The sequence below is a fragment of the Amycolatopsis tolypomycina genome (assembly GCF_900105945.1).
Lineage (GTDB): Bacteria > Actinomycetota > Actinomycetes > Mycobacteriales > Pseudonocardiaceae > Amycolatopsis > Amycolatopsis tolypomycina.
This window is the reverse complement of sequence record NZ_FNSO01000004.1, coordinates 1,116,476-1,135,575: the sequence shown is the minus strand read 5'-3', so window position 1 is coordinate 1,135,575 and position 19,100 is coordinate 1,116,476. Positions and strand designations below refer to the sequence as shown.

Annotated in this window: 18 protein-coding genes and 1 pseudogene; 6 read left to right on the top strand and 13 right to left on the bottom strand. The window is 72.1% G+C overall.

Annotated features, from left to right (window positions below):
• The first annotated feature begins 59 nt into the window (after nt 1-59).
• Nucleotides 60-1,484 carry an MFS transporter gene (locus tag BLW76_RS15950; protein ID WP_091307858.1) on the top strand — a complete coding sequence of 475 codons (1,425 nt, stop codon included), beginning with the start codon at nt 60-62 and terminating at the stop codon, nt 1,482-1,484.
• Here BLW76_RS15950 and BLW76_RS15945 read toward each other — a convergent pair.
• From BLW76_RS15945 to BLW76_RS48525, 5 genes are all read right to left on the bottom strand, one after another.
• Nucleotides 1,462-1,803, bottom strand: coding sequence for a DUF3817 domain-containing protein (locus BLW76_RS15945; protein ID WP_091307855.1), 342 nt, complete (start codon nt 1,801-1,803; stop codon nt 1,462-1,464). The two genes, BLW76_RS15950 and BLW76_RS15945, sit on opposite strands and share 23 nt — an antisense overlap.
• A gap of 32 nt (nt 1,804-1,835) precedes the next feature.
• Nucleotides 1,836-2,216 (bottom strand): hypothetical protein, encoded by a 381-nt coding sequence (locus BLW76_RS15940; RefSeq protein ID WP_208613305.1) that lies wholly within the window; start codon nt 2,214-2,216, stop codon nt 1,836-1,838.
• 65 nt (nt 2,217-2,281) lie between these two features.
• Nucleotides 2,282-3,196, bottom strand: a complete 915-nt coding sequence (locus BLW76_RS15935; protein ID WP_091307851.1) for a lytic transglycosylase domain-containing protein — start codon at nt 3,194-3,196, stop codon at nt 2,282-2,284.
• A gap of 123 nt (nt 3,197-3,319) precedes the next feature.
• Complete coding sequence (locus BLW76_RS15930; protein ID WP_013224355.1) at nt 3,320-3,802, bottom strand: hypothetical protein; 483 nt, start codon at nt 3,800-3,802, stop codon at nt 3,320-3,322.
• Nucleotides 3,803-4,117: 315 nt separating this feature from the next.
• Entirely contained in the window at nt 4,118-4,285 is a 168-nt protein-coding gene (locus BLW76_RS48525) for a hypothetical protein (RefSeq protein WP_014466828.1), read from the bottom strand.
• 101 nt (nt 4,286-4,386) lie between these two features.
• Here BLW76_RS48525 and BLW76_RS15925 point away from each other — a divergent pair.
• A pseudogene (locus BLW76_RS15925) lies at nt 4,387-5,161 on the top strand (crotonase/enoyl-CoA hydratase family protein).
• A gap of 270 nt (nt 5,162-5,431) precedes the next feature.
• Nucleotides 5,432-5,962, top strand: coding sequence for a GNAT family N-acetyltransferase (locus tag BLW76_RS15920; RefSeq protein ID WP_091307850.1), 531 nt, complete (start codon nt 5,432-5,434; stop codon nt 5,960-5,962).
• Here the strand turns inward: BLW76_RS15920 and BLW76_RS15915 are convergent.
• Together BLW76_RS15915 and BLW76_RS15910 are read right to left on the bottom strand one after the other, a co-directional pair.
• The gene (locus BLW76_RS15915; RefSeq protein WP_091307847.1) at nt 5,959-7,095 is read right to left on the bottom strand and encodes a CaiB/BaiF CoA transferase family protein; all 1,137 of its coding nucleotides are present in this window, start codon (nt 7,093-7,095) and stop codon (nt 5,959-5,961) included. The genes BLW76_RS15920 and BLW76_RS15915 overlap by 4 nt on opposite strands.
• A gap of 12 nt (nt 7,096-7,107) precedes the next feature.
• A complete protein-coding gene (locus BLW76_RS15910; protein ID WP_091307845.1) occupies nt 7,108-8,259 on the bottom strand; it encodes an acyl-CoA dehydrogenase family protein in 1,152 nt (383 codons plus the stop codon).
• A 94-nt stretch (nt 8,260-8,353) separates the two neighbouring features.
• Between BLW76_RS15910 and BLW76_RS15905 the strand changes: the two genes are divergently transcribed.
• The 3 genes from BLW76_RS15905 to BLW76_RS15895 all read left to right on the top strand — a co-directional run bounded on the left by BLW76_RS15905 (nt 8,354) and on the right by BLW76_RS15895 (nt 11,662).
• Nucleotides 8,354-8,971 carry a TetR/AcrR family transcriptional regulator gene (locus BLW76_RS15905; protein ID WP_091307843.1) on the top strand — a complete coding sequence of 206 codons (618 nt, stop codon included), beginning with the start codon at nt 8,354-8,356 and terminating at the stop codon, nt 8,969-8,971.
• A gap of 84 nt (nt 8,972-9,055) precedes the next feature.
• The gene (locus tag BLW76_RS15900) at nt 9,056-9,949 is read left to right on the top strand and encodes a hypothetical protein (RefSeq protein ID WP_091307841.1); all 894 of its coding nucleotides are present in this window, start codon (nt 9,056-9,058) and stop codon (nt 9,947-9,949) included.
• Between the two features lie 102 nt (nt 9,950-10,051).
• Entirely contained in the window at nt 10,052-11,662 is a 1,611-nt protein-coding gene (locus BLW76_RS15895) for a succinic semialdehyde dehydrogenase (protein WP_091307839.1), read from the top strand.
• Between the two features lie 141 nt (nt 11,663-11,803).
• Here BLW76_RS15895 and BLW76_RS15890 read toward each other — a convergent pair whose 3' ends face one another.
• The 6 genes from BLW76_RS15890 to pyk all read right to left on the bottom strand — a co-directional run bounded on the left by BLW76_RS15890 (nt 11,804) and on the right by pyk (nt 19,059).
• A complete protein-coding gene (locus tag BLW76_RS15890) occupies nt 11,804-14,818 on the bottom strand; it encodes a helix-turn-helix transcriptional regulator (RefSeq protein ID WP_091307837.1) in 3,015 nt (1,004 codons plus the stop codon).
• Nucleotides 14,819-14,878: 60 nt separating this feature from the next.
• Nucleotides 14,879-15,079 carry a hypothetical protein gene (locus BLW76_RS15885; RefSeq protein WP_091319443.1) on the bottom strand — a complete coding sequence of 67 codons (201 nt, stop codon included), beginning with the start codon at nt 15,077-15,079 and terminating at the stop codon, nt 14,879-14,881.
• A 154-nt stretch (nt 15,080-15,233) separates the two neighbouring features.
• The gene (locus BLW76_RS15880) at nt 15,234-15,437 is read right to left on the bottom strand and encodes a DUF397 domain-containing protein (RefSeq protein WP_091307835.1); all 204 of its coding nucleotides are present in this window, start codon (nt 15,435-15,437) and stop codon (nt 15,234-15,236) included.
• Nucleotides 15,438-15,450: 13 nt separating this feature from the next.
• Nucleotides 15,451-16,353, bottom strand: a complete 903-nt coding sequence (locus tag BLW76_RS15875; protein ID WP_091307832.1) for a helix-turn-helix domain-containing protein — start codon at nt 16,351-16,353, stop codon at nt 15,451-15,453.
• A gap of 347 nt (nt 16,354-16,700) precedes the next feature.
• Nucleotides 16,701-17,597: an acyl-CoA thioesterase II gene (tesB, locus tag BLW76_RS15870; protein ID WP_091307831.1), complete on the bottom strand. Its 897-nt coding sequence runs from the start codon at nt 17,595-17,597 to the stop codon at nt 16,701-16,703.
• Between the two features lie 37 nt (nt 17,598-17,634).
• On the bottom strand, nt 17,635-19,059 hold the full coding sequence (pyk, locus tag BLW76_RS15865; RefSeq protein WP_091319441.1) for a pyruvate kinase: 1,425 nt from the start codon (nt 19,057-19,059) through the stop codon (nt 17,635-17,637).
• Nucleotides 19,060-19,100 lie beyond the last annotated feature (41 nt).

The window sequence follows — 19,100 nt, the reverse complement described above, 5'->3', positions numbered from 1 at the left end:
TCGGATCACAGCCAAGTGGAGAACATCTCCGCTTCTCTTACTCCTCGGGGGAGTATCCCTTGTCGCAACAGACGCTCGACCGCGCGCCCGTCCCGGCGCGCGGCCACCGCAGCGGGCTGGTCCTCGCGATCATCCTGACCTGCCAGCTCATGCTCATCCTCGACGCGACCGTGGTCAACGTCGCGCTCCCGCGCATCCAGTCCGACCTGGGGTTTTCCGCCACCGGCCTGTCCTGGGTGATGACCGCCTACAGCCTCGTCTTCGGCGGCCTCCTGCTGCTCGGCGGCCGGGCGGGCGACCTGTTCGGCCGGCGGCGCATGTTCGTCGTCGGCACCGCCGTGTTCACCCTCGCGTCGCTGGCCGGCGGCCTCGCCGATTCGGCCGCGCTGCTCATCGCCGCCCGTGCCCTGCAGGGCGTCGGCGCCGCCATGGCGGGCCCGAGCACCCTGGCGCTGATCACCACGACGTTCACCGAGGCCAAGGCCCGCGTCCGGGCACTGGCGCTGTTCTCCGCCATGTCCAGCGGCGGGTTCGCGATCGGCCTCATCGTCGGCGGCCTGCTCACCGAGTGGATCTCGTGGCGCGCCGGGCTGTTCATCAACGTCCCGTTCGGTCTGGCGATCGTCCTGCTCGCCCCGCGCTTCGTGCCCGAACCCGAGCGACGGCGCGCGCACCTGGACCTACCCGGCGCGGTCACCGGCACCCTCGGCGTCGGCGCGCTCGTGTTCGCCTTCACCCACGCCGCGTCCGACGGCTGGGGCAACGCGGTGACGCTCGGCTCGCTCGCCGCCGGCCTGGTGCTGCTCGCCGTCTTCGTCGTCGTCGAAGCCCGCACGGCACTGCCGCTGGTCCCGCTGCGGCTGTTCGCCGACCGCAACCGCAGCGCGGCCTACGTGAACTTCTTCCTCGGGCCGATGGCGATGATGTCGATGTTCTTCTTCTTGACTCAGTTCATGCAGGACATCCGGCACTTCGCGGCGCTCGCGACCGGGTTCGCGTTCCTCCCGATGGCGGTGCTGATCTTCACCATGAGCAGGCTCGTGCCGCGGCTGCTCCCCCGCTACGGGCCGAAGCCCCTCGCGGTCGGCGGCGCGCTCCTGATGGTCACCGGCGTCGGCTGGCTCACGCTGCTCACCACCGAGAGCACGTACTTCCCGGCGTTGTTCGGGCCGCTGCTGCTGATGGGACTGGGTGCCGGGCTGGCGTTCGCGCCGCTCAACGTGATCGTGATGGCCACCGTGCCGAACGAGGACGCGGGCGCGGCGGGCGGCGTGCTGCAGACCATGCAGCAGGTCGGCAGCACGCTCGGGCTGGCCGTGCTGGTCACGGTGTTCGGCTCGGTGACCCGCTCGGCGGGCACGACGGGCGCCCAGCTCACGGTCGACGGCATGACGGCGGCGTTCGCGACGGCCGCGGCGTTCGCGGCCTGCACGGTGCTGGTTGCGCTGACCTTCCGCCGCGCTACAGCTTCTCCCCGGCCTTGACCTTGTGCGTCACCCGGCGCTCGACGAGGAACGAGACGAACGGGACGCAGCCGGCCAGCAGGACCAGCACGGTGCCCTTGATCGACCAGCGGGCCTTGATCGCCAGGTCGATGGTGAGGACCAGGTAGATCATGTAGAGGACACCGTGGATCGGCGAGTAGACCGCCGACGGCGTCGCGTTGCCGAAGGCGTACCGCAGCACCATCACGAAGCAGAGGCCGAGCAGGCCGACACCGGTGACGTAGGCGGCGGTGCGGAACCGGGCCAGGGGGCCGTCGAGCGGCACGGCTGTCCGGGCGCCTTCGGTGCTGGTGGTCATCGGGTCGTCCTCACTCTTGCTCTTCACTCTGCTCACTCTGCGGCCTGCTGGTCGCGGGCGTTCAGCTCGCGCAGGTAACGGTTGTAGGCAGCCAGCTCGTCGTCCTCGTCCGCGACCTCGGTGTCCGGGCGGGGGCGGGGGGCTGGCACCTCGGGCTTCTTCTCCGCGGGAGCTTCGGGCGCGGCCTGCGCCTTCTGGTTGAGCTTGCGGATCCGCCAGAACATGAAGGCCGGGAAGAGCCCGAACAGCGGCCACTGCAGGACGTAGCCGAGGTTCTGGAAGGTGCCGTTCGCCGACGTGAAGCGGTCCCACTGCCACCAGGCCAGCCCGCAGCAGACGAGCAGGCTCACCAGGCAGGTGGCGACGATCGCGATCCGCCGTCCCCAGGGGGAGGCGGTCTCGGAAGCTGGCACGCTTCGACGCTAGCACTGGCCGGCTGAGAGGCGGCGCGCGGTCGCGGGCGAGGGTGGCCCGGCTCTCAGCCCCGCTTGCGCACCGACTGGGCCGCCTTCGCGTACCCGTCCGCGAGGCCGAACACCTTCTGCGCGTACTCCGTCGAGTTGTTGTACGACAGGATCCCGGCCCACCACCCGCTCGGGCTCGCCATGTCCCGGCCGCCCGCGCACAGGTACCGCGCCGCCGCCAGGGCCGCGTCGTCGATCTGCTGGGGGTCGCCGAGGCCGTCGCCGTTGCCGTCCGAGGCCCACTTGCGCCAGGTGCCCGGGATGAACTGCATCGGGCCGACCGCGCGGTCCACGCCGGCGTCGCCGTCGTAGCGGCCGCCGTCCGTGTCGCCGATGGCCTGGACTCCGGCCGATCCGTCGAGCGGGACACCGATGATGGGCTTGGACGGGCGGCCGTCCGCGCCGAGGACCGCGCCCGCGTACTGGCCGTGGTTGGACTCGATGCGGCCGATGCCCGCGAGCGTCGCCCACGAGATCTTGCAGCCCGGCTGGTTCGCGCGCAGGGCCAGCTCGGCGTTGCCGTACGCCTGCAGGGCCCGCGCCGGGACGCCCGTGGCCGCCGCGACCTGGGCCGCCCACTCGGACAGCGTGGCCGGGCCCGTCTCGCGCGGGCGGGCCTGCTGGGGCGACGTCTGCTGCTCTGCCCCACCCGCCACCGCGCCGCCGGCCGGGGCGACCGAGCCCGGGCGGACGTCGGCCGCCTTGACCTGCAGGGCGGGGATTTCGGTGGTGGTCGGGCTCGCCTCCGGCGTTGCCGCGCGGGTGACGAGCCAGATCCCGCCGCCGGCCACGGCCAGCACGGCGAGGACCACGATCAGCCGGGTGAGCACGGCCACGCCCGGAGAGCGCGGTGCCGGTGCGGCGGGGGCGGCTTCCGCGGCGTCGGCGCCGATCGGGTCGTCCTCGGTCTTTCCGGTCCTGGTGCGCACGAAACTCCGGTCCTCCAGCGTGGTGTCGACGAACGGTCAACGAGCCCGCGCAGGCTAGCGTTACGCGGGCCGTCTTGATCGTCTCACCACGCCGGGTCACCCGGCCGAGTGGAAAACGTCTCGTCAGGCGGACTTCTGCTGCCGCGCGAGGCGCGCGACGCACCAGGCCGGGGCACTGCCGCGGCGCAGGTGCTGCAGCACGGTCATCGGGCCGAGCCGCCTGCTCAGGTCGGACGGCGCGAGACCGGCCGCCCGGTAGTCGAGGGCCCGCTGGTCGAGCGGGCTGATGCCGGCGTCCCACCACTCCTCGGCCTCGGCGACGCCGCCGACCATCTGCCACCAGCCCGCGGCGGCGGTGAGGAGCTCTTCGGGCACCTCCGGCAGCCGGCTGCGCATCGCGGCGAGGTAGCCGGGGTCGGCCGACTCGACGGGGACGAACCGCGACTGGCCGGTCCGGGCGCGCTGGCCGGGAATGCCCGGGGCCTGCGCGGGTGCGTCGGCCAGCCACGCGGACGCGATGCGGTCGACCTCCTGCTCCTCGGGAGTCCTCTCGCGCTCGGCGGCCCACTGCCGGATCAACGCGTCCACTCCGGGATCTCCGGTCATCCCTGCCTCCTTGTAGGTCCCCGACGGACAGGCCCTGACGCCTGTCCCACGCGGTGGTGCCGCACGCACCAACCTGCACCTTGCTGAGTGGAAACTGCCTGCGTACCGGGGTTCTCCGGGGGGATGGCGAACCACCCGATCACGCAATGTGAGCACCGTAGGGCCGGGGTGGTCCTCTTCGCCAGACCCCGGGTGCCACGAATTCGACGACCTGCGCGTTTCAGGCCGCAATCCACCCGGATGGTCGAGTGCCGGAGTCCGAAATCCGGGATTGGTGACACTGGGTGATTTACCGTCCGTTAACACGCACGGTAGTCAGGAGAAGAGCGCCCGGAAGAACGTGACGATCGCTTCGGCGCCGTCCTTCAACCAGCCGAGCACGCGGTGCACGAAGTCCGCGGACTGGGTGGGCTGGGTGATCAGCAGGAAGAGCACGAGCGCGACCACGCCCACGATGAGAATCTTCTTGACGCCGCCCGACATGCGCTTCCTCCCCGGCTCGCCGTCCCCGTCCTGGGAGTGGCCACCCCAATACTGTAGGGAAGGCGTGGACGGAAGACACCTCGATCGACCCAGGAGCGGCCATGTCCCCGAACGTGCTGGTGCAGCGGGACGGCGCGGTCACGACGATCACCATCGACCGGCCGTCGGCCCGCAACGCCGTCGACGGGCCGACCGCGGCGGAACTGGCGGACGCCTTCCGCGCCTTCGACGCCGACCCGGACGCGGCCGTCGCGGTGCTCACCGGAGCCGGCGGCGCGTTCTGCGCCGGGGCCGATCTCAAGGCGATCGGCACCGACCGGATGAACCGGACTCACCCGGACGGGGACGGCCCGATGGGCCCCACCCGGATGGCTCTCGGCAAGCCGGTGATCGCGGCGGTCGCCGGGCCGGCCGTCGCGGGCGGGCTCGAGCTGGCGCTGTGGTGCGACCTGCGCGTCGCGGACGCCACGGCGGTGTTCGGCGTGTTCTGCCGCCGCTGGGGCGTCCCGCTGATCGACGGCGGGACGGTGCGGCTGCCGCGGCTGATCGGCCAGTCGCGCGCGATGGACCTGATCCTCACCGGACGTCCGGTCGACGCCGAGGAGGCCTTCGAGATCGGCTTGGCCAACCGGCTCGTCCCGGCGGGCGAGGCGGTGCCCGCGGCCCAGGAGCTGGCCCGGCAGCTGGCGGCGTTCCCCCCAGGCGTGCCTGCGCGGCGACCGGCTCTCGGCACTGGCCCAGTGGGGCGCGTCCGAGCAGGACGCGCTGACGGCGGAGTTCGCCGCGGCGATGGGCCAGGGAGTCCTGGCGGCGGAGGCGGTCGACGGCGCGGCCCGCTTCACCGCCGGCGAAGGCCGCCACGGCACCTTCACGTAACGCCACCTCGCGTGATTGAGGAGTCAACTCGCGTGATTGAGGAGTCAACTCGCGTGATTGCAGGGTCGACACACGTGATTGGCGGGTCGACACGGCCGAGCCTCCCGGTTTCGGCGTGTCGACCCCGGAATCACGCGTGTCGGCCTCTGGATCACGCGTGTCGGCTCTTGGATCACGGGTGTTGACCTCTCTGTCACCGGGGGTGGCTCGACCGGGCGATCCGGGTTTCGCTTGTCGCGGTTCCGGTCAAGCGGCCGATAAGGTCTGCCGATGGACGACGACGGTGTCGGAGTGGAGCTGCGGCCGGTGGCCGAAAGCGATCTCGACCTGCTGGAACGGCTGACCAACGATCCCGTCGCCGCCGGGGAGCACCAGTGGTTCGGCTGGCACGATCCCGGCTACCTGCGCCGGCGGTGGCTCGAGACCGGGATGCTGACCACCGACACCGGCATGCTCGTGCCGACGCTGGGCGGGCGCGTGCTCGGCCTCGTCTCGTGGCACCGGACCCGCACCGGGCCGATGACCTACTGCTGGAACATCGGGCTGGTGCTGGCCCCGGAGGCCCGCGGCCACGGCTACGGCACCGAGGCCCAGCGCCTGCTCGTCGACTACCTCTTCGCCCACACCCAGCTCAACCGGGTCGAAGCGACGACCGAGGCCGGCAACCGCGCCGAACAGCGCTCGCTCGAGAAAGCCGGCTTCACCCGCGAAGGCGTCCTTCGCGGCTACGACTTCCGGGACGGCGAGTGGCGCGACCACGTCATCTACTCGGTCGTGCGCTCCGACCGGGCGAAGCCCTAGGCGATCACCCCCGCCGCACGGAGGCCTTCGAGGTCCGTGACGCCCAGTTCGGCGAGCACCGCCTCGGTGTCGGATCCCTTGGCGCGCGGGGCTTCCGGCGTCGACGGCGGGGTGCGGTCGAACCGCGGGGCCGGCGCCGGCTGGACCATGCCGCCGATCTCGACGAACGTGCCGCGCGCCGCGTTGTGCGGGTGCGACGCCGCTTCCTCGGGGGACAGCACCGGCGTCAGGCACGCGTCGGTGCCTTCGGCGCGCGCGACGAGCTCGTCGCGCGTGTGCTTCGCGATCGCCCCCGCCACGATCTCGCGCAGCCGCGGCCACTGCGTCCGGTCGACGTGCAGCGGCAGCTCCGCCGGGTCCAAGTCCAGCACCTGCACCAGCGCGCTCCAGAACCGCATCTCGATCGCGCCGACGGCGACGTACTTGCCGTCCGCGGTCTCGTACGTGTCGTAGAAGGGCGCGCCGCCGTCGAGCATGTTCTCGCCGCGCTCCTCCGCCCACAGACCGGCCGCCTTGATGCCGTGCAGGCTCGTGGTGAGCAGCGCGGCGCCGTCGACCATCGACGCGTCGACGACCTGGCCCTTGCCGGACGTGTTCCGTTCGTACAGCGCCGCCAGGATGCCCATCGCCAGCAGCAGCCCGCCGCCGCCGAAGTCGCCGACGAGGTTGAGCGGCGGCACCGGCCGCTCGCCCGCGCGCCCGATCGGCTCCAGCGCGCCGGCGATGCCGATGTAGTTGATGTCGTGCCCGGCCGCCTTCGCCAGGGGCCCGTCCTGGCCCCAGCCGGTCATCCGGCCGTAGACCAGCCGCGGGTTGCGGGCGTGCACGACGTCGGGGCCGAGCCCGATCCGCTCGGCCACGCCCGGCCGGAAGCCCTCGATGAGGACGTCGGCGGTGTCGCACAGCTTCAGCACCAGCTCGACGCCTTCGGGCGTCTTGGTGTTGATGCCGACGGACCGGCGGCCGCGGGCGAGCGGGTCGGTCCCGATGCCGAGGATGTCCTCCCCCGGCTGCGCGCGGTCGACGCGGACGACGTCGGCGCCGAGGTCGGCGAGGACCATCGTGGCGAACGGCCCCGGCGCGAGACCGGCGAGTTCGACCACCTTCAGCCCGCTGAGCGGACCTGCTTTCATGAGCGGCACCTTTCAGAGCGAGCGGGAGATGATTTCCTTCATGATTTCGCTGGTGCCGCCGAAGATCCGCGAGATGCGGACGTCGGCCCAGGCCCGCGCGATCGGGTACTCGGTCATGTAGCCGTAGCCGCCGAAGAGCTGCACGCAGTCGTCGATCACCTTGTTGACGCGCTCGGTGGTCCACAGCTTCGCCATCGCCGCGCCCTGGACGTCGAGTTCGCCGCGCAGGTGCCGTTCGATGCACTGGTCGAGGAACGCGCGCGCCACCGCGGCTTCGGTCGCGGCCTCGGCGAGGGTGAACTTGGTGTTCTGGAAGGAGAAGATCGGCCTGCCGAACGCCGTGCGCTCCTTGGTGTACTCCAGCGTGAGGTCGACCGCCGCCTCCAGCCCGGCCACCGCGGTGACGGCGATGATCAGCCGCTCCTGGGGCAGCTGCAGCATCAGCTGGATGAACCCCTGGCCCTCGGCGTCGCCGAGGAGGTTGGCGGCGGGCACGCGGACGTCGTCGAAGAACAGCTCGGCGGTGTCCTGGCCCTTCATCCCGACCTTGTCGAGGACGCGGCCGCGGCGGAAGCCCGGCGTGTCCGTCTCGACCACGATCAGCGAGACGCCCTGCGCGCCCGCGTCCGGGTCGGTCTTGCAGGCGACGACCACGAGGTCGGCGTGGAACCCGTTGGTGATGAAGGTCTTCGCGCCGTTGAGGACGTAGTGGTCGCCGTCGCGGACCGCGCGCGTCTTGATGTTCTGCAGGTCGGAGCCGGTGCCGGGCTCGGTCATCGCGATCGCGCCGACCATTTCGCCGCTGGCCAGCTTCGGCAGCCACTCGCGCTTCTTCTCTTCGGCGGCGTAGGCGAGCAGGTAGTGCGCGACGATTCCATTGTGGACGGTGACGCCCCACGCGCTGTCGCCGGCCCGCGCCTGCTCCTCGTAGAGGACGGCTTCGTGCGCGAAGGTGCCGCCACCCCCGCCGTACTCCTCGGGGATGGACAGGCACAGCAGCCCGACCTCGCCCGCCTTGGTCCACAGCTCGCGGTCGGCCTTCTTCTCCGCCGCCCAGCGTTCCTGATGCGGGACGGCTTCCTTCTGCAGGAACGACCGCGCGAGCTCGCGGAGGTCCTCGAGCTCGGTCGTGCTCCACGAGCTCTTCGGCAGTTGCAGTGGCACGGGACCCTCCTGCTGGAAAACATGACGATCAGCATGTAAGTTCTGATCGGAATGTACATCCATTCCGTCCGGTAGGTAAAGCAGGGAGGCCGCGGTGACCGAGACGGCGCACCGGACCCAGGCGCAGCGGCGCGAGCAGACCCGCACGGCACTGCTCGACGCCACCATCGACTGCCTGGTCGAGGTCGGCTACGCGCGCACGTCGGTCCAGGAGATCTGCGCCCGCGCGGGCGTGTCGAAAGGTGCGGTGCAGCACCACTTCACCGCGAAGGCCGAGCTGATGGCGGCCGCGGTCGAGCACCTGACGACGAAGCTGCGGCGTCAGCTCGCCGCCTCGCTCGAAGACCTGCCGAGCGGCGGCTCCGGCGTCGCCGCGGCGATCGACCTGCTGTGGGCCGGCTACTCGGGCACGCTGTCCACCGCCGTCACCGAGCTGTGGGTCGCCGCCCGCACCGATCCCGAGCTGCGCGCGGCCATCCGCCCGGTCGACCGCGCGCTCGGCCGCGCCACGCTCGAGCACGTCACCCAGGTCGCCGGCGAACTCCCGCCGGAGCGCGCGGAAATGCTGTTCTGGCTCACCGTGAACCTCACCCGCGGGCTGGCGCTGGACGCCGAGCTCGGCGGCGACCCGAACCGGCGCCGTCAGCTCCTCGAGGAGTGGAAGCGCATCGCCGTCCTGCTCTACCAGGACGCCACCACTGCGCCGAGCTGACCAAGGCGGCGCCGCAAGGGTGCTTTGCCCCTTATCCCGCAGCGGGATTCGTGGTCCAATCCCCTCCGAACGAGGGGAGTTCCGATGACCGCCGGCCCGTACCCGTACCCCTACGGCCCGCCGCCCGCGCAGCCGCCGGCCGATCCGGGTGCCGTCTTCCGGCTGTTCGCCGGCATCCTCGGCGTGCTCGCCGCGGCGCTCGTGATCGCCGGGTCGTTCCTGCCGCAGACGTCGTTCGAGCAGGTGGTGAACGGCAAGACCGAGAGCAGCCAGACGATCAGCGCGTGGTCACGCTCGTTCGCCGTCGAGCCGAGCGAGGAGGCGAAGAAGTTCTACGAGCAGACGCACGTCGCCCGGTACGGCATCCCGCTCACCGCCGGCGCGGTCGTGCTGCTGGCCGGCGCCGGGCTGGCGTTCGCCGGTGCGCGCCGCTCGGCGGGCCCCGGCGTGCGCGCGGGCGCGCGGACGGCCCTGGTGGCGGGGGCCGCCGGGGTGACCGCGGCGGTGTGGATGCTCGGCATGGACGTCTCGGCGACCCTGAGCTACGAGACCGACGAAGGGACGATCAAGTCGCACTACACGACCGGGATCGGCTTCTGGCTGCTGGTCGGCGGCGGGATCGTCGCGCTGATGGCACTGGTGTCCGCGGTCCTCGCCGGCCGGCGAGCTCCCGCCGCGGCGCCGTACCAGCAGCAGTCGCGGCCGTACCCGGCGCCACCGCAGCAGTTCGCGCAGCAGCCGTACGGCGGCGGATATCCGGCGTCGCAACCGTTTCCCGCGCAGGCGCCACCGCAAGCGCCGCCGCAGACCGGCCCGCAGCCGCCGCCCGGGTACGGCGGGCCGGCGTCGCAGCCGTTCCCGGCGCAGCAGCCCGACGATCCCTACGGCGGTGCGACGCAGGCCCAGCCGCACCCGGCGCAGCAGGAACCGACCGAGCCGAACTACCAGCTGCCGCCGTTGAAGCCACCCAATACGTGAATCTTATTCACATCACGCTGGACATCTGACGTACCGACGGTATGGTGTACTCGTCGGTAACCCCTGCGCGACGGCGCGCGGACTCCGCTGAACGGAGACGTCATGACCAGCACGACCCCCGCGAAACCGGTCGAAGACACCTCGCTCCCGCCGACCGTCGGCGGAGTCGCCGGAGCGCCCAGTTCGGCGCGGGCCGCCCAGCTCGTCGCCCGCGTGACGGGCGGCGCGGACTCGGCGCCGATCCGGATGCGGGCGCCGTTCACCGGACTGCCGATCGCGACGCTCCCGCAGGCCACCGACGCCGACGTGCGCGCGGTGTTCACCGGCGCCCGCACGGCCCAGCGGGCGTGGGCGGACCGCTCCCCCGCCGAACGCGCCCGCGTCCTCACCCGGCTGCACGACCTGGTGCTCGCCCGGCAGGACGAGGTGCTCGACCTGGTCCAGGTCGAAGCGGGCAAGGCGCGGCTCGACGCGTTCGACGAGGTCAGCGCGACCGCGCTGGTGGCGGCCTACTACGGCAAGCACACCGCGAAGATCCTCGCGCCCCGCCGGATCGCCGGCGTCATCCCCGGCCTGACCCGCGCGGGCGAGATCCGCCACCCCAAGGGCGTCGTCGGGATCATCTCGCCGTGGAACTACCCCCTGGCGCTGACCGCGATGGACGTCCTGCCGGCGCTGGCCGCGGGCAACGCCGTCGTGCAGAAGCCGGACAACCAGACCGCGCTTTCGGCGCTGTGGCTGCACGAACTCGCCGAGGAGGCCGGGCTGCCCGCCGGGACCTGGCAGATCGTGCTCGGCCGCGGGTCGAAGATCGGCACCGCGCTGATCGAGGAGTCGGACTACCTCTGCTTCACCGGCTCCACGCCGACAGGCAAGGAGCTGGCCGGCCAGGTGGCGAAGCGGCTGACGTCGTACTCGCTGGAGCTCGGCGGCAAGAACCCGATGGTCGTGCTGCCCGACGCCGACGTCGCGAAGGCCGCGACCGGCGCGGTGACGGCGTGCTTCTCCTCGGCCGGGCAGCTGTGCGTGTCGGTCGAGCGGATCTACGTCCACGAGGACATCCGCGACGAGTTCACCCGCGCGTTCGTGGCGCGGACCGCGGCCCTGCGGCTCGGCGGCGCGCTGGACTACCAGGCCCAGATGGGCTCCCTGACGTCGGAAGACCAGCTCGCGGCGGTGTCGGCGCACGTCGAGGACGCCCGCGCGAAGGGCGCGTCGGTGCTCACCGGCGGCCGCGCGCGGCCCGACCTCGGCCCGCTGTTCTACGAGCCGACGGTGCTGTCCGGCGTCACCCCGGAGATGCTGCCGTTCGCGGAGGAGACGTTCGGGCCGGTCGTGTCGATCTACGGCTACACCGACGTCACCGACGCCATCGAGCGGGCCAACGACACGCCGTTCGGGCTCAACGCCAGCGTCTGGTCGCGCAACGGCCGCGCGGGCTGGGAGGTCGCGGCCCGCCTCAAGGCCGGGACGGTCAACGTGAACGAGGGCTACGCGGCGACGTTCGGCAGCGTCGGCGTGCCGATGGGCGGGATGAAGGAGTCGGGCGTCGGCCGCCGCAACGGCGCCGAGGGCCTGCTCAAGTACACGGAGTCCCAGTCGATCGCGCTGCAGCGCGGCCTGGCCCTGCGCCCGCCCCGCGCCATCCCGGGTTCGCTGTGGTCCCGCGGCATGACCTTCGGCCTCAAGGCCCTCCGCCGCCTCCCCCGCTGACGTGATTTGAGGGTCATCACGCGTGATTGAAGGGTCAGCACGCGTGATTTGAGGGTCGACACGGCGAAACCGGCGGGCCCGGCCGTGTCGACCCTTCAATCACGCGTGTCGACCTCCTGATCACGCGTGTCGACCCTCGGCTCACGGGGTGGGGGTGGTGAGGAGGCCGCGGTCGTAGGCGATCGCGACCGCTTCCGCGCGGCGGCTTGCGCCCAGCTTCGCCATCACGCGGGACAGGTGGACGCTCACCGTTTTTTCGCTGATGTAGAGCTCTTCGCCGACCTGGCGGTTCGTGCGGCCCAGTGCGACGCGCTCCAGGACGTCGCGCTCGCGGTCGGTCAGCGGGTCGGTGACCGCGCGGGCCGGGGGTGCCGGCTCGACGCCGTCCAGCTCGACGCGGGCGCGGTGGGCCAGGTCGCGGACGGCGTCGCGCAACGGCATCGCGCCCAGCCGGACCGCCACCGCGTGGGCCGCCTCCAGGGCCGGGGCCGCGTCGGCGTCCGTGGCCAGCAGCGCTTCGGCCTCGTGCCAGCGGCAGACCGCCTGCTCGTAGACGGCGCCGTAGCCGAACGCCGCCGCCGCGGCCGCCCACAGCTGGGCGTCGCCGCGACCCGACAGGCAGGTGGCCGCCGCCTCCAGGCGGGCCAGCCAGGCGCGGCCCTCCGGACCGAGCGTGCCCGATCGCGGCTGGCCGACGACCGAGCACATCCGGCCGTGCGCCAGGAGCCGCTCGCCGGCCGCCACCGCGGCTTCGGCCGCGGCCCGGTCGCCGTGGAGCCGGGCTTCGGCGGCGAGCGCGGCCGCCGCGGACACGCCGAGCGCGGCCACCCGGATGCCGGCGAGCAGGCCGGGTTCGATCCGCTCCAGCCAGCCGGCCAGGTCTTCGGCCTCGCGCACGGCCGCGGCGTGGTCGCCGCGCCAGGACGCCAGCTCGATCCCGGCGCCGCCGGCCGACAGCGGGATCTGCATGTCCGCCGTCCAGTGCTGCCGCAGCCCGGACAGCAGCTTCGCGGCCTCGTCGAACCGGCCGCGGGCGACGACGAACAGCGACCAGATGGCCAGGATCCGCGCGGCGACCGCGCTCGAGACGCCGCGCCCGGCCCGCCCGGCGCTCTCGTCCGGCCAGTCGCCCATCAGGTAGCGCAGCATCAGCTGCCGCGCCCGCAGCTCCAGCCCGTAGACGCTCCAGCTCAGCCCGGCTTCCTCGGCCCGCGCGACACCGCGCGAGGCGTGCTCCAGCGCTTCGGCGAACTCGCCCTCGTCGTCGTGGCTCAGCGTGAGGAAGTAGGTCGCGCGGATTTCCGTGTTGTACGCGCCGACGTCACGCGCCTTGCGTTCGGCCTGGCGCAGCCGCTCCCGGGCCTCGGCGGCGTCGCCCCGTGAATCGGCCAGCGTGCCCAGGGTGACCAGCGCCGACGCCTCCGCGCCCGCCGCACCCACGGCCTGCGCGTCGGCGACCGCGGCGAGCGCGCTGTCGAGCGCCGCTTCGGGCTGGTCAAGGATCCGCAGGAACCCGGCCCGGCTGGCCAGCACCCACGCGCGCGCCGAGCTGGGCTCGGTGTCCGCCACCAGGTTCCAGGCCGTGTCGATGGCGGCGACCGCCTCGTCGAGGGTGCCTTCGAGCGCTAGCAGCGCGTCGGCCAGCCGGCGCCACACCTTCGCGGCCCGGTCGTTCGGGATGTCGGCGGTCAGCGCCTGGGTGGCGGAGCGGGCGAACGCGGCCGCGCGCTCGGGCTCGCCGGACGTGCCCGCGAAGTACGACGCTTCGTACAGCAGCTGCAGCTCGTCGACCCCTTCGGGCCGGTCCGACGGCGTGACGGCGTCCCAGATGGACAGTGCCTGTTCGACGTGCTGCAGCGCCGAGCCGGGCGCGCCGAGCTTCTCGGCCTCGTCCATCGCGCGCAGGAACGCCGGCAGCGCGGTGGCCAGGTCGCTGCTCTGCATCGAGTGGTAGGCCAGCTTCGCGTCGTGGCCGCGGCCCTGGGGCCGCGCCTTGATCCGCGCCGCGTACGCCGCGTGCGTGCGCGAGCGCTCCCCCGGCAGCAGGTCGCCGTACACCGCTTCCTGCAGCAACGCGTGCCGGAACGTGTACGAGCCGTCCGAGAGCACCACGAGCACGTGGTGCTGGACGGCTTCGCGCAGCGCCTCGTCCAGCTCCAGCTCGCCCAGCCCGGACACCTCGACGAGGGCGGCGTGCATGACGGGCTCGTTGGCCACCGAGATCACCCGCGCGACCCGGCGGGCGTCCGGCGAGAGCCGTTCGAGCCGGGACAGCAGCACCTCGGCCAGCCCGGCGGGCAGGTCGTTGCACTCGGTCTTGGTGGCGAGCAGTTCCTCGGCGAAGAACGGGTTGCCCTCGGACCGGCTGACGATGTCGGCGACGACGTCCGACGGCAGCGGCTCGTCGGCCAGCGCCTCGACGAACCGGCGGGCGTCGGCCGCGCCGAAGGGCTGCAGGTCGACGCGCTCGACCGTGGCGAGCCGGACCAGCTCCGCCAGGAGGCCGCGCAGCGGGTGCCGCCGGTGCACGTCCTCCTCGCGGTAGCTGCCCACGACCAGCAGCCGCTGCGCCCGCAACCTGCTGAGCAGGAAGGACAGCAGGTTGCGGGTCGAGGCGTCGGCCCAGTGGAGATCCTCGAGGAGGATCACCACCGGGCGCTCCTGCGCTATCTCGGTCAGCACCCCCAGTACCGCGTCGAACAACTGCAGCTGACCGAGATCCTGCTCCGGCCGGGGACGCACCATCGTTTCCCGGTCGTTGGAGGTCATCGGCGGGTGTTCGGCCGCCCGGGGCTCCTCGAAGCCCGGGCCCTGCGGCAGCAGCCGCCCGAGCGCGGGCCGGGCCCGCACCGCGGCGGCGACCGCCGGGTCCGTCGCGCTGCCCAGCGGGGCGAGCGCCTCGGCGAACGGAAGATAAGGAAGACCGCCCTCGCGGACGTCGATGCAGCGGCCGGTGAGCACCAGCGCACCGCAGCCCCCGACGTGCTCGCCGAGCGCGGTCAGCAGCCGGGTCTTGCCGACCCCGGCGTCCCCCGAGAGCAGCACCGCGCCGGCTTCGCCACGTTCGGCCCTGGCGAAGGCGGCGCGGAGCCGCCGCATCTCGTGGGTACGGGCGACGAGCGGGATTCCGGAGCCGAGTCGGGGCACGAGGAGCATTCTGACCTACCGCACCGACAGTTTCCGACCGCTTATCGCCTTTGCCACCATCACCTGCCCCTACCGGGCGGTGTCGGCGGTCGTCCGCGAGGCCTCCCGGCGCTGCTGTGCCGGTACCTCGACATCCGTCCTCGTGGCCCTGAAGTGGCGGGTGGCGCGACGGGCGCGGGCGGCCCAGGCGCTGCGCCCGGCCTTCCGCAGTTCCTCGGCCCGGTAAGCGGCTTCGGCGCGGACCGCGTCGAGCATGAGATCGCTGTGCATCGTGTTCCCCTTGTCCCTGGTGGTTGGTAGCACTCAGGTTCGTCCTGAGGTGCCACCCCGGGCATCGGGTGATCACGTAGGGATGGGCACGAAAAGACCCCTTACTCCCGGTCGAGCCCAGCTCGGCGGGGGTAAGGGGTCGTTCCCAAGCAACTCAGTCGTGCGCCGGGCCGCCGGTCCGCACCGCGGCCAGCAGCCCCCGCCAACCCGACGCGGGCAGGCGGAACGCACCCCCTTCGGGGTCCTTCGAGTCGCGCACCGCGGCACCGCCGCCGACGAACGCCACCTCGACGCAGTCGTTGCCGCCGCCGCTGTGGCTGCTCTTGCGCCACCGCGCCCCGGAGAGTTCTGCTTCCATGGTCCCTGCTCCCTTACTGTGTCCTCGGTTCCGGATGGTGCACCGCAGCCGGTACGGCCGCCTGTTCGGCGAACCGTCCGGCGGCCTCGGCGATCAGCTCCACCGAGTCGTCCGGCTTCAGTGCGGCCGCGCGCAGATGGTCGAACATCAGCCCGTAGCGCCGGACGTCTGTGGGTTCCTCCAGGTAGAGACCGCTGGACGTGCTGTCGTCGACGTAGACGACGTCCGGGTCGGCCTGCTCGGGGAAGCCCATGATGAGGAAGGGACCTTCCATGCCGGGGTGCGCGCCGGCGCCGAACGGCACGACCTGGATGGTCACGTTCGGCTTTTCGGCGACGGCGACCATCCGGTAGAGCTGCTCGGCCATCACTTCGGGGCTGTCGACGACGCGGCGCAGCACGGCCTCGTCCATCACCGCCCAGTACTCCGGCGGCGGTGTCTCGGACAGCAGTTCCTGGCGTGCCATCCGGGCGGCGACGCGGCGGCGGATCTCGGCGTCCTCGGCGTCGGGCCGCAGCGCGCGGATCACCGCGCGGGCGTACCGCTCGGTCTGCAGCAGCCCGGGGACCAGCAGTGCCTGGAACGCGCGCAGGGAGCTGGCGTCGGCTTCGAGCCCGACGAAGGTGCCGGTGAACACCTCGTTGTACGCGTGCCACCAGCCGCGTTTGCGGGCCTCCCTGGCCAGCTGGACGAGCGCCTCCTGCTCGTCGCCGGTGATCCCGTAGAGGGCCAGCATGTCCCGGGCGTCACGCGGGGTCACGCCGACGTGGCCGGTCTCGATGCGGCTGATCTTCGAGGCGGAGCACTCGAGCTTCTCGCCCACCTCGTCGATGGTGAGGTCCGCGGCCTCGCGGAGCCGCCGCAACTCGCCCGACAGTCTCCGTCGGCGAACCGTGGGGCTCTGTCCCCTTGCCATCGCGGCACCTCCGGATGTCGTGCTGCCGGTGTCCGGTCGGCCGGACACAGGCTTGGTGGAACTTTAACGCGGGGCCCATTCCGGCACCGGATCTGCAATTTGCAGAATGCTCTTGTATCCTCGCACCCTGCACTGCCGGGGGCGCCTTCCGGTCGGCCCGCTGTGGCTTCAACCGGCCTCTGAGCAGGGTAGACGATGAGCGCGCGACGTGCCGCGCGATCATCGGGCGGAGGGGTCCGGGGCCGTCCCCCGATCGGTCCCGGCCCCCTCACCCGCGCCGAATGCCCTTTTCCGGAGACGAATATTCGAGCCATTCATCGCCCGTGAGGGTGATTTCCCGGCGAACTTCACAAGACGCGCAGGAGTCCTTCTTGGACGACCGTCGCGATGAGCGTCCCGTCCTGGGCGAAGAACCGGCCGGTGGCCAGGCCGCGGGCCCCCGAGGCCGTCGGCGAGGCGCTGTCGTAGAGGAACCACTCGTCGGCGCGGAACGGCCGGTGGAACCACAGCGCGTGGTCGAGGCTGGCGCCGAGCACCTTGTCGGTGTCCCAGTAGACGCCGTGGCGGGCGAGCACCGAGTCCAGCAGCGTCATGTCCGAGGCGTAGGTCAGCACGCAGACGTGCAGCAGCCGATGGTCGGGCAGCTTCCCGTCCGCGCGCATCCACACCTGGTTGCGGGCGGGCCGCTCGCCGGTCTCCCGGGTGACCCACGGCGGCTCGTTGACGTAGCGCACGTCGATCGGCCGCGGCCGGGCGTGCGCGCCGATCGCATACCCCTCGGCGCGCTCCATCAGCGTCGGGAGCGTCTCCGGCGCCGGGATGCCCTCCGGCATGGCTTCGGAGTGCTCGATGCCCGGTTCGTCCGTCTGGAACGACGCCGAGAGGGAGAAGATCGCCTTGCCGTGCTGGATCGCCACGACCCGGCGGGTGGTGAACGACCGGCCGTCGCGGATCCGGTCGACCTCGTAGACGATCGGCACGCTCGGGTCGCCGCCGCGGATGAAGTACGCGTGCAGCGAGTGCACCCGGCGTTCCTCGGGCACCGTGCGCCCGGCCGCGACCAGGGCCTGGCCGGCGACCTGCCCGCCGAACACCCGCACGGGCGAGTGAGCGGGCGAGACGCCGCGGAAGATGTTCTCTTCGATCTTCTCCAGGTCGAGCAGCGCGATCAGGCGGTCGAGCACCGGCTGGCCGCCACCGGCGAGCTCCGGCTCGGTGGCGGCCGTCCTGGCCATTTCAGTCATGACCGGGACTTTACGGGCATACTGAGCGGTCGGTCTCTCAAGCGTGGTCGTCTTCACCGAGCCGGTGCACGCGGATCAGGTTGGTCGACCCGACGGTGCCCGGCGGGGAACCGGCCACGATGACGACCAGGTCGCCCTTCTGGTACTTGCCCATTTCCAGCATCGCGTGGTCGACCTGCTGGATCATCTGGTCGGTGGAGTCCACGCTCGGCACGATCCGGGTCGTCGTGCCCCAGGTCATCGAGAGCTGGCTGCGGACGCTCTCCTCCGGCGTGAACGCCAGCAGCGGCAGCCGCGTGTGCAGCCGCGCGAGGCGGCGCACGGTGTCACCGGACTGCGTGAACGCGACCAGGGCCTTCGCGTTGAGCCGCTCGCCGATGTCGCGGGCGGCGTAGGAGATGACGCCGCGCTTGGTGCGCGGGACGTGCGAGAGCGGCGGCACGATCGGCGAGTCGGTCTCGACCGCCTCGATGATCCGGCCCATCGTCTCCACGACCTCGATCGCGTACCGGCCGACCGAGGTCTCGCCGGACAGCATCAGCGCGTCGGCGCCGTCGAGCACCGCGTTCGCGACGTCGGAGGCCTCGGCGCGGGTCGGCCGGGAGTTGTTGATCATCGACTCGAGCATCTGCGTCGCGACGATGACCGGCTTCGCGTTCTCGCGGCAGATCTGGATGGCGCGCTTCTGCACCAGCGGGACCTGCTCCAGCGGCAGCTCGACGCCGAGGTCGCCGCGGGCGACCATCACCGCGTCGAAGGCCAGCACGATGGCCTCGAGGTTGTAGACGGCTTCGGGCTTCTCGATCTTGGCGACGACCGGCAGCCGTCCCTTGCCGACCCGGTCCATCACCTGGTGGACCAGGTCGATGTCGGCCGGCGAGCGGACGAAGGACAGGGCGATGAAGTCGACGCCCAGCTCGAGCGCGAACTCGAGGTCTTCGATGTCCTTGTCGGACAGCGCCGGCACGGAGACGTCCATACCGGGCAGCGAGACGCCCTTGTTGTTGCTGACCGGGCCGCCCTCGGTCACCTCGCAGACCACGTCCGGGCCCTCGACCTTGCGGACCACCAGGCCGACCTTGCCGTCGTCGACGAGCAGGCGGTCGCCGGGCTTGGCGTCCTTGGCCAGGCCCTTGTAGGTGGTCGAGACGCGGTCGTGGGTGCCGGCGACGTCCTCGACGGTGATCCGGACGATGTCGCCGTTGTGCCACTCGACCGGTCCACCGGCGAAGGTGCCCAGGCGGATCTTCGGGCCCTGCAGGTCGGCGAGGATGCCGACCGCCCGGCCGCTGTCGGCGGCCGCGGCCCGGATCAGGTCGTAGACCTGCTTGTGGTCGCTGTGGCTGCCGTGGCTGAAGTTCATTCTGGCCACGTCCATGCCCGCGTCGACCAGCGCCCGCATCTTCTCCGGCGTGGCGGTGGCGGGGCCCAGGGTACAAACGATCTTCGCGCGTCGGCTCACGTCCACATAGCGTAGACCCTCTTCGCTCGTACGTCTGTACC

Coding starts and splice junctions, on each gene's coding strand:
- BLW76_RS15945 (WP_091307855.1), bottom strand. CDS start 1,803: ATGACCACCAGCACCGAAGGCGCCCGGACAGCCGTGCCGCTCGACGGC.
- BLW76_RS15930 (WP_013224355.1), bottom strand. CDS start 3,802: ATGACCGGAGATCCCGGAGTGGACGCGTTGATCCGGCAGTGGGCCGCC.
- BLW76_RS48525 (WP_014466828.1), bottom strand. CDS start 4,285: ATGTCGGGCGGCGTCAAGAAGATTCTCATCGTGGGCGTGGTCGCGCTC.
- BLW76_RS15920 (WP_091307850.1), top strand. CDS start 5,432: ATGGACGACGACGGTGTCGGAGTGGAGCTGCGGCCGGTGGCCGAAAGC.
- BLW76_RS15915 (WP_091307847.1), bottom strand. CDS start 7,095: ATGAAAGCAGGTCCGCTCAGCGGGCTGAAGGTGGTCGAACTCGCCGGT.
- BLW76_RS15900 (WP_091307841.1), top strand. CDS start 9,056: ATGACCGCCGGCCCGTACCCGTACCCCTACGGCCCGCCGCCCGCGCAG.
- BLW76_RS15895 (WP_091307839.1), top strand. CDS start 10,052: ATGACCAGCACGACCCCCGCGAAACCGGTCGAAGACACCTCGCTCCCG.
- BLW76_RS15890 (WP_091307837.1), bottom strand. CDS start 14,818: ATGCTCCTCGTGCCCCGACTCGGCTCCGGAATCCCGCTCGTCGCCCGT.
- BLW76_RS15885 (WP_091319443.1), bottom strand. CDS start 15,079: ATGCACAGCGATCTCATGCTCGACGCGGTCCGCGCCGAAGCCGCTTAC.
- BLW76_RS15880 (WP_091307835.1), bottom strand. CDS start 15,437: ATGGAAGCAGAACTCTCCGGGGCGCGGTGGCGCAAGAGCAGCCACAGC.
- BLW76_RS15875 (WP_091307832.1), bottom strand. CDS start 16,353: ATGGCAAGGGGACAGAGCCCCACGGTTCGCCGACGGAGACTGTCGGGC.
- tesB (WP_091307831.1), bottom strand. CDS start 17,597: ATGACTGAAATGGCCAGGACGGCCGCCACCGAGCCGGAGCTCGCCGGT.